Genomic DNA, 13,059 nt, shown 5'->3' with positions numbered 1-13,059 from the left:
AGTACAAGAACAAGAAACATCTACTGACAAATAATTTTTGAATATCGTATAAATTACATTTTGTGATTATGAATTTGTAAATTCGAACGATGAACTTTTTGGCCCATATTTACTTGTCTGGCAATAATGAATTATTAACTGTTGGCAATTTTGCTGCTGATGGTATTAGAGGAAAACGTTTTGATAAGTATCCTACAGCAATGCAAGCCGGTATTATTTTGCACCGTTTTATAGATTCGTATACCGATGCACATAAGATTTTTAAGCGAAGTACAAAGCGTTTACACAAAACCTATGGGCATTATAGTGGTGTTATTATTGATATTTTCTATGACCACTTTTTAGCCAAAAACTGGGATCAGTATTCTAATATTCCTTTAGCAACTTACGTGCAAGAATTTTATTCGAATCTTAAAACACATTTTGATATCCTTCCAAAACGATTTAAATATCTAACACCATTTATGATTGAAGACAATTGGCTTCTAAGCTATGCAAAAATTGAAGGCATACAAAAAGTGCTTAATGGCATGAATAGGCGCACAAAAAATCGTTCTAAAATGAATGAAGCCACAAAGGAATTAAAAGAATACTATCAAGAATTTGAAGAAGATTTCACGCTCTTCTTTAAAGATTTAGTTGAAGCAACAGAACAAAAACGCAAAGCTCTAGAAAAAGAATTTGATTTATGAGACATTACCTTTCAATTTATCTGCTAATACTTTTCGCTTTTAGCTGTAAAGAGATTAAAAAAGAAAAGACTAGTTCGGCTAACAATAGAGGTTTAGTAACCTCAAATGCTATGGTGGTTAGCGCTCGTGAGGAAGCATCAAAAATTGGTGTTGAAATACTCAAAAAAGGAGGTAATGCATTTGACGCTATGATGGCAACAGAAATGGCTTTAGCAGTTACCTATCCCTATGCTGGGAACCTTGGCGGTGGCGGATTTTTAATCTATAGATTAGCTGATGGCGAAGTTGGTGCACTCGATTACAGAGAGAAAGCACCGTTAGCTGCTACAAAAGATATGTTCCTAGATGAGGACCAAAATGTCATTAAAGGAAAAAGTACTCAAGGAGCTTTGGCGATAGGTATTCCTGGAACTATAGCTGGGATATTTAAAGCACAAGAACGCTTCGGAAAATTGGATATAAATTCAATTTTACAACCCGTTGTAGATTTAGCAAAAAATGGATTTACAATTACTGAAAGTCAAGCTAAAAGATTTAAGAAATACGATAGCATTTTTAAAGTTGTAAATGGAAACAAGCTCGTTTTTAATAACGAATTAAAATCTGGTGATAAAATCGTGAATTTCGCATTAGCTCAAACTCTTGAACGCATTATAGCAAAAGGAAGAGATGAGTTTTATAAAGGTGAAACTTCAAAATTACTGTTAAAACATTTGCAAGGTATTGGCAGCATTATTACCGCAGAAGATTTAGCCAAGTATGAAGCGAAATGGAGGAAACCCATTCGGTTTGAATACGATGATTTAGTGATTACCTCAATGTCGCCACCATCATCAGGTGGTATTTGTCTAAATCAAATTATGACAATGATTGAGGATTTTGACTTAAAAGACTACGGTCATAACTCACTTAAAACGATTCAGGTATTGGTAGAGGCAGAAAAACGCGCTTATGCAGATCGCAGTTATTACTTAGGTGATCCAGATTTTGTAGACATACCTGTTAAAACATTAACTAGTGATGTCTATTTACAAAATCGGATACAAGATTTTTCATTTAAACAAGCAACCGCAGTCGACTCTTTATCTCATGGCGAAATTGTAGGTTATGAAAGTGAAGAAACAACCCACTACTCTATTGTTGACCAATTTGGAAACGCAATAGCCGTCACCACTACTCTAAATGGTGCCTATGGTTCTAAAGTCTATGTTGAGGAGCTTGGTTTTTTTATGAATAATGAAATGGACGATTTTAGCAGTAAACCTGGTGAACCAAATTATTATGGACTTATAGGTGCTGAGGCTAACAGTATTGCTCCAGAAAAAAGAATGTTGAGCTCTATGACACCAACTATTGTAGAAAAAGATGGCGAACTTTATATGACATTAGGAACACCTGGTGGATCTACAATAATCACTTCTGTTTTACAAACTATTTTAAATGTTCATGAGTTCGATATGTCGATGCAACAAGCTGTTAATTCACCTCGATTTCATAACCAATGGTTACCTGATGAAATTCGAATGGAGCCAAATTCGTTTGATGTAAGTCTAAAACAACAATTAGAGGAAAAAGGTTATATCATTAACGAAAAGCGTACTCCTGTAATAGGAAAAGTAGATGGCATTTTAATCTTAGAAAATGGGCAATTAGAAGGTGGCGCTGACAAACGCGGTGACGATACTGCTGTAGGTTTTTAAAAAAAGAAAAATGAAACAATTAAAACGGATTCTCAAAGTATTTTTTGGAATTATTATATTCCTTACACTACCATCTTTACTGTTTTTTGGATTCTTATACATAAGATACGATAAAGATTTACCTAGTGGTACAAAGGGGAAAATGGCAGATGAATTAGCAATAAACATGCTAAAGTCACTAAATCATGATGCCTATTTAAGTACAGATTATATTGAATGGACGTTTAAAGGACGCCAACATTATAAATGGTATAAATCAGCCGATAGTTGCGAAGTACAATGGAACGATTTCAAAGTTATGTTGCATTTAAAAAAACCCAGTCTATCAAGCGTTTATGTGGCAAAACAAAAATATGAAGGCACAGATAAACAAAAATTAATAGGTAAAGCTGAAGCTTATTTTAACAATGATTCCTTTTGGATTGCAGCACCATACAAGGTCTTTGATAAAGGTACCGAAAGACGATTAGTAAAGACTGATAAAGATGAAGATGCTTTATTAGTAACATACACATCAGGTGGTTCTACACCAGGGGACTCGTACTTATGGCATTTTGATCGTGAAGGCAAACCTAAAAGTTACCAAATGTGGACAGACCTATTGCCAATTGATGGTTTAGAAGCTTCGTGGTCTGACTGGAAAACAACAAAAAGCGGTGCTGAACTTCCTACTTTTCACAAAATTCTATTTCTAAACCTAGAAATTACCAATTTAAAGACTAACTAACTCTAAAAGTGTTAGATACCTTACAAAAAAATACGTGAGAATATTGTAAATTTATAGTCTAACAACAAGGCCATGAAAAATTTTTACGTACTCCTTTTATTTATTCCGATAATTGGTTTTTCTCAAAATAATTCATTTTGGACAAAAGTAAATGCGTCTAAGCTTGAGAGAAATCAACGTATTGAGCGAACCTCTACTCCATCAAAATTTGATGTTTATAATTTACAACTTAGCAACTTAAAACAAACACTATCTAGTACTGTTAGCCGTTCATTGAATGTATCTTCAGATACATTTGTTTCATTTCCGAATGCAAAAGGCGAAATGGAACGCTATGAGATTTATGAAGCGTCTGTAATGGAACCAGAATTTGCTGCTCAGCATCCTGAAATCCAGTCGTATGTGGGAATTAACATTGATGATCCTGGAACTACTATACGCTTCAGTACAACTGTATTTGGATTTCATGCTGTCATATATACAATTGGTAAAACCTATTACATCGATCCATATACAGAAGATTTAAATTCTTATATGCTTTACGCCAAAGAAAACCTATACTCTGATGTAGATAGAATTGGATGTCAACTTACGGATGAGTTAACCACTAGAAATGAAATTCAACAAAATGCAAGTGTTAGTTCTTTACGAAATGCTAATGATAGTGTTTTTAGAACGTTTCGACTAGCATTGGCGTGTACTCAAGAATATTCAACCTTCCATGTTGATGCTGCTGGTCAACAAGCTGCATCAGATGCAGTAAAACGTGCTACCGTACTTGCAGCAATGAATGTAACTATGACTAGAGTTAATGGATTGTACGAGAGAGATCTATCTGCAACCATGATTTTAGTTGATAACATCAATACGATGTCTGGAACGAGCATTATATTCTTGGCTGAAAATGATGGTTATACAAACAATGATGGGTTTGCTATGCTATCTCAAAATCAAACTATAGTCGATACTAACATCGGCACTGCTAATTACGACGTAGGACATGTATTCTCTACTGGTGGTGGCGGTGTAGCTTCTTTAGGTGGTATTTGTTTTAGTAATACAAAAGCTCGTGCTGTAACTGGTTTACCTAATCCTACTGGAGACCCATTTGACGTTGACTTTGTAGCTCATGAAATTGGACATCATTTTGGAGCAAATCATACGTTTAATGGTAGTCAAGCTAATTGCTCAGGAGGAAATAGAAATGCCAGTACATCAGTAGAACCAGGTAGTGGTACAACTATTATGGCCTATGCTGGTATCTGTGCTGGAGATAACATCCAATCAAATAGTGATGACCACTTCAATGCTATTAGTATTGATGAGATGTACGACAGAGTTACTGGAACTGGTCAATATGCTGGGAATCTTACATGTTCTGTAAATACTGGTAATGGTAATATGCCTCCAACTGTTGAGGCAGGTAATAATTTTACTATTCCATATGGAACTGCGTTTACATTAACTGGTACTGGAAGTGACCCAGATGGTGGTACAGTATCTTTTTGTTGGGAACAAGTCGATATAGGTACAGTTGCAGGACAACCAAGTCCAACAGATACTACAGGTCCTATGTTTAGATCAATTTCGCCTTCTACAAGTCCAGAAAGAACTTTTCCTCGCATAGAAGATGTTCTTGCAGATAATCTAACTCCACAATGGGAAGTGATTCCAAATGTTGCAAGAACAATGAATTTTGCCTTAACTGTAAGAGATAACCAATCACCTAATGGTGGGCAAACAAACAGAGACGACATGTCTGTTACTGTAGCTAACACAGGGCCATTTATAGTTACAGCACCAAATACAACAAACGAAAGCTTCCCATCAGGGTCAAGTACTACTATTACTTGGGATGTTGCAGGTACTACGGCTAATGGCATTAACACTAGCAACGTAAATATTCTACTATCAACTGATGGTGGTACAACATTTACAACTTTGGTAAGTAACACATCAAATGATGGTTCTGAGAATGTTACATTCCCGTCTGTTAATGAGCCATTTTGTAGAATAAAAATTGAAGCGGTAGGAAACATCTTTTTCGCAATGTCTAAGTCATTCTCTATCGGTGCAACCGTTACTGTTATTGAAGATTGTAACACTTACTCATCAGGAGTTGCTAATGCACCTATACCTGATAATACTGGAGGGAATGTCGCATTAGCATTAAATGTAACTGAAACAACTCCGATTACGGATATGAGAGTTTCTGTAGATGTAACTCATAGCTGGACAGGTGATTTAATTCTTCAGATTCAAGACCCAAATGGTAATTTTACCAATGTTTGGAACCGATCATGTAATACCGCAAGATTTGAAGATATAGATGCTACATTTAAGGAAAATGAACCTGCAATAGTTTGTGGCACACCTACAACTGGAACTTACGCTCCAGCATTAGGATATGACGATTTCATCAATGCAAATCCTTCAGGTCAATGGGTTGTAATTGCTGTAGACCAAGCTACCTCAGATAGTGGCACCTTTAATGAATGGTCTTTAGAGCTTTGTACGACTACCACGCAAATTACTTTAGATACAGATGATTTTGAACTCAATGATTTTGCACTATATCCTAATCCAAATAGTGGGGATTTCAATCTAGAATTTAATTCTGGTTCAGGAAAGGACATAAATATAGATGTATATGATATATCCGGAAAACTAGTATACAACAGATCATTTGATCCAACATCTCGTTTTAATGAGCAAATCTCTCTTAAAAATGTGAGTTCAGGAATTTACATCATGAAAGTTAATGATAGTGATAAGACTGTTACACGAAAACTTATTATTGAATAACCTAAGTATAAATTGTAAAAAAGCCGAAGATAATTCTTCGGCTTTTTTTATTTACTCTTCTGTCCCACAAACTGTTGACTCTTCAATTTAAACAGCACATTAAAGCTAGTTAAACTGCCATAGCTTCTTGTAATATACTGCTGTAAATCAATCTTTTCTTGTTCGTCCAAATTTTTGCTTGAATTTATCTTTTGTTCCATAACACGAAGTCTGTCACGTACCATAGTTATTTTATGGAAAAAGGTATCAATAGGCAATTCTTTACTTTGTAAATTAGTATCACCAGGTTCTAAAATTAATTTTCCACCTTTCCATTTATCTCCAATACTAATAACTTCTGAAACATCAGACCACTTTTTCAATATATCACGCAAACTCTTTTCAACCTCATAAAAACTAACTGTATCTACATCATCTTCAGCTGCTTCAATCACTTCAAATTCCGAATCAAGTTCTATGGTCTCTAACCCATTATCAATAAATGTAACCCAATAATATTGAGACGTCACATTGGTTACTACACCTTTTCCGTAGTCCGAATGATTTATTCTTGAGCCTATTCCTAATAATTTCATGTAATAGTGTTTTAATTAGGTAACAATAATAGTAATTCTGTAGCTATATGTCCTATTAAATTAACAACTAAAAATCGTACCTTTGCAACTTTGTCAATCCTCAAAAAAGTAAAGCCAAGTAATGGGTTCATTCGATGATTTTATAGAAGTAAAAGGCGCCAGAGTACACAATCTTAAGGATATAGACGTCACTATTCCTCGAGAGAAGTTAGTTGTTATTACAGGCCTTTCTGGTAGTGGAAAATCATCTTTAGCTTTTGATACCATTTATGCCGAAGGGCAACGACGCTATATAGAAACATTTTCTGCTTACGCGCGTCAGTTTTTAGGAAATCTTGAACGCCCTGATGTAGATAAAATTGATGGACTATCGCCTGTTATTGCAATAGAACAAAAAACGACAAGCAAATCACCACGCTCTACTGTTGGCACCATTACAGAAATCTATGACTTTTTGCGCTTACTTTTTGCACGTGCCGCAGATGCCTATAGTTATGAGACTGGTGACAAAATGGTTAGCTATAATGATGAGCAAATTAGAGACCTTATTCTAAATGCGTATAACGGAAAGCGAATTAATATTCTAGCACCTGTAGTTAGGTCTAGAAAAGGACATTATCGAGAGCTATTTGAGCAAATCGGAAAACAAGGTTTTGTTAAGGTGCGTACAGATGGTGAAATCGTAGACCTTGAAAAAGGAATGAAACTTGACCGCTACAAAACTCATGATATAGAAATAGTTATAGACCGGCTAAAAATTGATGACTCTCAGGATAATGAGAAACGACTTATGGAATCGATTAATACAGCTATGTATCATGGAGATGATGTATTAATGGTTATTGATCAAGACACCAATGAACCAAGATACTTTAGTCGTAATCTCATGTGTCCTTCTTCGGGTATTTCTTATCCTAATCCTGAGCCTAATAATTTTTCATTCAATTCACCTAAAGGTGCATGCCAAAAGTGTAATGGTATTGGCGAAGTATATGTCGTTAATGAAAAAAAGTTAGTGCCTGATGAATCTTTATCCATAAAAAATGGAGCTTTAGCACCACATGGTCCTGAGAAAAAAAGTTGGATTTTTAAACAGTTTGATACTATTGCGCAACGCTTCGAATTTTCTTTAAGTGACCCATGGAAAGATATTCCGCAGCAAGCAAAAGACATGATCTTTTATGGCGGAAAAGAAAAATTTACTGTCGACAGCAAATTACTTGGCGTTTCGAGAAAATATGATATAGATTTTGAAGGTGTCGCCAAGTTTATCGAAAGTCAATATAAATCCAATTCTACATCCTTAGCGAGATGGGCAAAAGAGTTTATGGATAAAGAATTATGTCCAGAATGTCACGGTTCTAGATTAAGAAAAGAATCCCTCTATTTTAAAGTAGATGGCAAAAGCATCGCAGATTTGGTGATGATGGATATTATTGAATTGAGTGAATGGGCAGAACATCTATTAGATAGACTTTCCGATAAGCAACAAAAAATTTCAAGCGAAATTATAAAAGAGATTAAAAGTCGTGTACAATTTCTATTAGATGTAGGTTTAACCTATTTATCATTAAACAGAAGCTCTAAATCATTATCTGGTGGTGAAGCGCAACGTATTAGGCTCGCAACTCAAATAGGTTCACAGCTTGTAGGTGTACTTTATATTCTTGATGAACCAAGTATAGGCTTACATCAGCGTGATAATGAAAAACTTATCAACTCACTGGCATCATTAAGAGATGTTGGTAATTCTGTTATTGTTGTAGAACACGATAAAGATATGATAGAGCGTGCAGATCATGTCATTGATATAGGTCCATATGCTGGCAAACATGGCGGTAAAATAATTAGTGAAGGTACACCCAAAGACCTTTTGAAGTTCGATACACTTACAGCTGAGTATTTAAATGGCCAAAAAGAAATCTCCATTCCAAAAAAACGTCGTAAGGGAAATGGTAAAAAAATAGTTCTTAAAGGTTGTACAGGAAATAACCTTAAAAATATTGATGTAGAATTTCCATTAGGTAAAATGATTGGTGTTACAGGTGTTTCAGGAAGTGGTAAATCGACCTTAATTAACGAAACACTATATCCAATACTGAATGCATATTACTTCAATGGGGTTAAAAAACCTATGCCATACAAAAGTGTAAAGGGTTTGGAACATATTGACAAGGTAATAGACATTAACCAATCGCCTATAGGTAGAACACCAAGAAGTAATCCTGCTACTTACACCAAGACTTTTGATGAAATTCGGAAGTTGTTTGCTCAAATTCCTGAAGCTATGATTCGTGGTTACAAACCAGGACGCTTTAGTTTTAATGTTGCTGGTGGTCGTTGCGAAACCTGTCAAGGTGGTGGACTTAAGGTTATTGAAATGAACTTTTTACCTGATGTTTATGTAGAGTGCGAAACTTGCCAAGGCAAACGTTTCAATCGAGAAACATTAGAAATTAGATACAAAGGAAAATCCATAAGTGATGTCTTGAACATGACTATTGAGGAAGCTGTGAAATTTTTCGAGCATATTCCTAAGATTTATAGGAAACTTAAAACGATTGAAGATGTTGGACTAGGTTATATAACTCTTGGACAGCAAAGTACGACACTTTCTGGTGGTGAAGCACAACGCATTAAGCTCGCTTCAGAATTAAGTAAACGTGATACAGGAAATACATTCTATATATTAGATGAGCCCACAACCGGCTTACATTTTGAAGATATTAATGTTTTAATGAAAGTTTTAAATAAGCTTGCAGATAAAGGTAATACAGTATTAATTATTGAACACAATTTAGACGTTATTAAAACCGTTGACTATATTATAGATATTGGTTATGAAGGCGGAAAAGGTGGCGGGCAGCTTGTAGCAAAGGGTACACCAGAGGAGTTAATTAAAGATAAAAAGAGCCATACGGCAAAGTTTTTGTTACGTGAATTAAACTAATTTGTCATATTACAATCATAAATAAAGACACAAACTAAACAATCAACCACAAAATAATGAGAAAAGAAAATCATCATAAAGGCTGGAACGAGATTAAAACAAACGACTCATGGGCTATTTTTAAAATCATGGGTGAGTTTGTTAATGGATTTGAGCGCATGAGTAAAATTGGCCCATGTGTATCTGTTTTTGGTTCGGCAAGAACTAAACCAGAGGATGAATATTATAAACTTGCAGTAGAAGTCGCTCAAAACATTGTAGAAAATGGCTATGGTGTTATTACTGGTGGCGGACCAGGTATTATGGAAGCTGGTAATAAAGGTGCGCATTTAGCTGGCGGTACGTCTGTTGGATTGAATATTGAATTACCTTTCGAACAGCACGACAATCCATATATAGACTCAGATAAAAGTTTAGACTTTGACTATTTCTTTGTTCGTAAGGTAATGTTTGTAAAATACTCACAAGGTTTTGTTGTAATGCCAGGTGGCTTTGGTACGTTAGACGAACTTTTTGAGGCAATGACACTAATTCAAACCCATAAAATACACTCATTCCCAATAATTTTGGTTGGTAGTAAATTTTGGGGTGGTTTAGTGGATTGGATAAAAAATACACTTCTTGAAGAAGGAAATATTAGCCCAAAGGATTTAGACTTATTCCATGTTGTTGATACATCAGAAGAAGTCATTGTAATATTAAATGCATTCTACAAAGAATACGACTTAAGCCCTAATTTCTAAATATAATTTGATAAAAAGAATACTTATAACTTTTAACCTATTTCTAATTGCTGCATTGAGTTTAGCTCAAAATAAGATTGCAGTAAATGGTGCTATTAATGTCGATAAAAAGAAGATAGACATTACCCAAATTATAAGTTATAAGAATACAACCTCCGACACCTTAACTGAAATTTACCTTAACGATTGGATTCATAGTTATTCTAACAAGTCTACTGCACTAGCAAAACGTTTCGAAGAAGAGTTTAACACCAAATTTCATCTTGCAAAAGATGAACAACGTGGCTTTACTTATATCAATAGCATCAATGATAATAGTAATAATTCCCTAAGTTTTGAGCGCTTAGAAAACCAGGTAGATGTCATTAAGATTAAACTAGCTCAACCATTATTGCCAAATTCATTCTACAATATAGAACTTGACTATTCTATTGTTTTACCCGATGCTTCGTTTACAGATTATGGGTTTACAGATGAAAAGAATTTCGAGTTAAAATATTGGTATTTGCTTCCTGCGGTTTATGATGGTAAATGGAATTATTATAGCAATAAAAATATTGACGATTTATATATACCAAAGTCTAACGTAAGTTTAATACTCACCTATCCAAGCAATTATACCTTAACGTCTGAATTGAATGTTATTGAAACTACGGTTTCAAATGCTCTTAAAACAACCAAACTAGAAGGAAATAATCGAGTAGACCATTACTTATCGCTTAACCAAAGTGATATGTTTAGTAAAGTTACCACAGATGATTTTACGTTAATTACTGATATCAAAGAAAAAGGCATTACGGCCGAATCTCAAGCGTTAGTTGCAGATAGAGTTACTAAATTTCTCACCGAAAACCTTGGAGAATATCCTCACGAAAAGTTATTAGTAAGCGGCGTAGATTATAATAAAAACCCATTGTATGGTTTAAATCAATTGCCAAGCTTTTTAAGACCGTTTAAAAATAACTTTCAGTATGAACTTAAGCTTGTAAAAACAGCACTCAACAAGTATATCTACAATATTCACCTGGTAAATCCGCGCAAAGAGCATTGGCTTAATGATGGCTTAACCATTTATTTTTTAATGAAATATGTAGAAGATTATCACCCAGATAGTAAACTTCTTGGAACTTTAGCCAACATATGGGGAATTAGAGCATTTCATATTGCAGACTTAGATTACAATGCACAATACTACTTGTACTCTATGGAAGCAGCTAGGAAAAATAATGACCAAGCCATCACAATATCTAAGGATTCTTTAACAAAATTCAATGCAAATATTGCCGGGAAATACAAATCTGGTATTGGACTAAAATACCTATCTGATTATGCCGAAGATATTGATTTTAAGACATTGATTAAAGCCTATCTTTCTGATAATAGTTTAAAACCAAATACTTCGCCTAAGCAATTTGAAAGCTATATTAAATCGAAAACAAATAAGAATATTGATTGGTTTTTTACCGATTACATAAATACACGCAAAAAAATAGATTTTAAGCTATCTAAGATTAAAACTACTGAAGATTCAATTCAATTAACTATAAAGAATAAGCGCGATGTTAGTATGCCTATCTCGCTCTTTAGCTTAAAGAATGATACTGTAGTTAATAAAATTTGGATAGATAGCATACAAGGCACTAAAACCTATACAATTCCAAACTATGGTACTGACCGATTAGTTTTAGATTACGATAATATTGTGCCCGAGTTTAATCAACGTGATAACTATAGGTCAACTACTGGTTCTGCATTTTGGTCAAAACCGCTACAGTTTAGGATTTTTAAAGATGTTGAAGACCCATATTATAATCAAGTATTTTTTATGCCATTGGTTGAGTTTAAAAACATTTATGATGGGTTAACATTAGGTACAAAAGTGTATAATAAAACCATATTAAGGAAACGACTTAATTATCAGTTCTCACCACAATATGCTACACGCTCGAAAACTATTAGAGGCTCAGGTACGATTTTTTATACGCATAATTTAGATGACACCAATCTGTTTAATATAACCTATGGTATTGATGCCAGTTACCAATCCTTTGCGCAAGATGCATTTTTTAGACGAATACGTCCTAATATTAGTTTTGCTTTTAGAGATAAGGATGATTTACGCTCAGACAAAAGACATCTAATTCGGTTACGTTATGTGGATATAGCACGCACTATTGGACCTGATGCCATTATAGATGAGATTGAAGAAGAACCAGATTATGGTGTATTAAATCTACGCTATGTAAGGTCGAGCCCAGGAATTATAAACTTCTCAAGGTTTTTTGCAGACTTTCAAGTCTCTAGTAATTTCAGCAAATTCGCCATTAATTATGAGTACCGTAAGCTATCAAAAAATAATAGAAATTTTAATTTCAGATTTTTTGCGGGTACATTCTTAAATAATAATACTGATCCTGATTCAAATTTTTTCAGTTTTGCTTTAGACAGACCTACAGATTACCTATTCGATTTCAATTACCTAGGGCGTTCCGAAGCTTCAGGTATTTTTAGTCAACAGATTATTATTGCTGAAGGCGGATTTAAGTCAGTGCTAGACACGGCCTTTGCAAACCAATGGATGACTACGGCTAACTTTAGCACTTCCATATGGAGATATATTCAACTCTACGGTGATGTAGGATTGGTTAAAAACAAATTTAACAGTCCAAAATTTGTTTACGATTCAGGTATTAGACTCAATCTAGTACAAGATTATTTCGAAATATTCTTTCCACTTTACTCAAATAATGGTTGGGAAATTGGCCAGCCAAATTACGACCAAAAAATTAGGTTCATGTTTACTGTTGACCCTCAAGTTTTACTCAGTTTATTCACTCGTAAATGGTATTAACATATTCTTATTGAAA

At 34.4% G+C, this 13,059-nt stretch carries 8 protein-coding genes; 7 read left to right on the top strand and 1 reads right to left on the bottom strand.

Annotated features, from left to right (window positions below; genetic code table 11):
- The first annotated feature begins 89 nt into the window (after positions 1-89).
- The 4 genes from ED556_RS07290 (at position 90) to ED556_RS07275 (ending at position 5,924) form a co-directional block, all read left to right on the top strand.
- Entirely contained in the window at positions 90-692 is a 603-nt protein-coding gene (locus tag ED556_RS07290; RefSeq protein ID WP_296321433.1) for an acyl carrier protein phosphodiesterase, read from the top strand.
- On the top strand, positions 689-2,392 hold the full coding sequence (gene ggt / locus ED556_RS07285; protein ID WP_296321430.1) for a gamma-glutamyltransferase: 1,704 nt from the start codon (positions 689-691) through the stop codon (positions 2,390-2,392). The genes ED556_RS07290 and ggt overlap by 4 nt, the downstream gene beginning before the upstream one ends.
- 10 nt (positions 2,393-2,402) lie before the next feature.
- Positions 2,403-3,119, top strand: coding sequence for a hypothetical protein (locus ED556_RS07280; RefSeq protein ID WP_296321426.1), 717 nt, complete (start codon positions 2,403-2,405; stop codon positions 3,117-3,119).
- A 72-nt stretch (positions 3,120-3,191) separates the two neighbouring features.
- On the top strand, positions 3,192-5,924 hold the full coding sequence (locus ED556_RS07275; protein ID WP_296321421.1) for a zinc-dependent metalloprotease family protein: 2,733 nt from the start codon (positions 3,192-3,194) through the stop codon (positions 5,922-5,924).
- 47 nt (positions 5,925-5,971) lie between these two features.
- On the opposite strand, the gene ED556_RS07270 is transcribed toward ED556_RS07275, so the two are convergent.
- On the bottom strand, positions 5,972-6,499 hold the full coding sequence (locus ED556_RS07270; protein WP_296321418.1) for a hypothetical protein: 528 nt from the start codon (positions 6,497-6,499) through the stop codon (positions 5,972-5,974).
- Positions 6,500-6,620: 121 nt separating this feature from the next.
- On the opposite strand from ED556_RS07270, the gene uvrA reads away from it, so the two are divergent.
- The 3 genes from uvrA to ED556_RS07255 are packed head-to-tail and all read left to right on the top strand — an operon-like array spanning position 6,621 to position 13,043.
- Positions 6,621-9,449 carry an excinuclease ABC subunit UvrA gene (uvrA, locus tag ED556_RS07265; RefSeq protein ID WP_296321414.1) on the top strand — a complete coding sequence of 943 codons (2,829 nt, stop codon included), beginning with the start codon at positions 6,621-6,623 and terminating at the stop codon, positions 9,447-9,449.
- A gap of 56 nt (positions 9,450-9,505) precedes the next feature.
- Complete coding sequence (locus tag ED556_RS07260; RefSeq protein ID WP_296321411.1) at positions 9,506-10,192, top strand: TIGR00730 family Rossman fold protein; 687 nt, start codon at positions 9,506-9,508, stop codon at positions 10,190-10,192.
- 7 nt (positions 10,193-10,199) lie between these two features.
- Entirely contained in the window at positions 10,200-13,043 is a 2,844-nt protein-coding gene (locus ED556_RS07255; RefSeq protein WP_296321408.1) for a metalloprotease, read from the top strand.
- The last annotated feature ends 16 nt before the right edge of the window (positions 13,044-13,059 follow it).

The sequence above is a fragment of the Winogradskyella sp. genome, assembly GCF_003712105.1.
Lineage (GTDB): Bacteria > Bacteroidota > Bacteroidia > Flavobacteriales > Flavobacteriaceae > Winogradskyella.
The sequence above is the reverse complement of the archived record's forward strand: the minus strand, read 5'-3'. Positions and strand labels throughout refer to the sequence as shown.

Bases quoted from the DNA above. Each gene is read 5' to 3' on its own strand.
- ggt (WP_296321430.1), top strand. From the start codon at position 689: ATGAGACATTACCTTTCAATTTATCTGCTAATACTTTTCGCTTTTAGC.
- uvrA (WP_296321414.1), top strand. From the start codon at position 6,621: ATGGGTTCATTCGATGATTTTATAGAAGTAAAAGGCGCCAGAGTACAC.
- ED556_RS07280 (WP_296321426.1), top strand. From the start codon at position 2,403: ATGAAACAATTAAAACGGATTCTCAAAGTATTTTTTGGAATTATTATA.
- ED556_RS07270 (WP_296321418.1), bottom strand. From the start codon at position 6,499: ATGAAATTATTAGGAATAGGCTCAAGAATAAATCATTCGGACTACGGA.
- ED556_RS07260 (WP_296321411.1), top strand. From the start codon at position 9,506: ATGAGAAAAGAAAATCATCATAAAGGCTGGAACGAGATTAAAACAAAC.
- ED556_RS07290 (WP_296321433.1), top strand. From the start codon at position 90: ATGAACTTTTTGGCCCATATTTACTTGTCTGGCAATAATGAATTATTA.
- ED556_RS07275 (WP_296321421.1), top strand. From the start codon at position 3,192: ATGAAAAATTTTTACGTACTCCTTTTATTTATTCCGATAATTGGTTTT.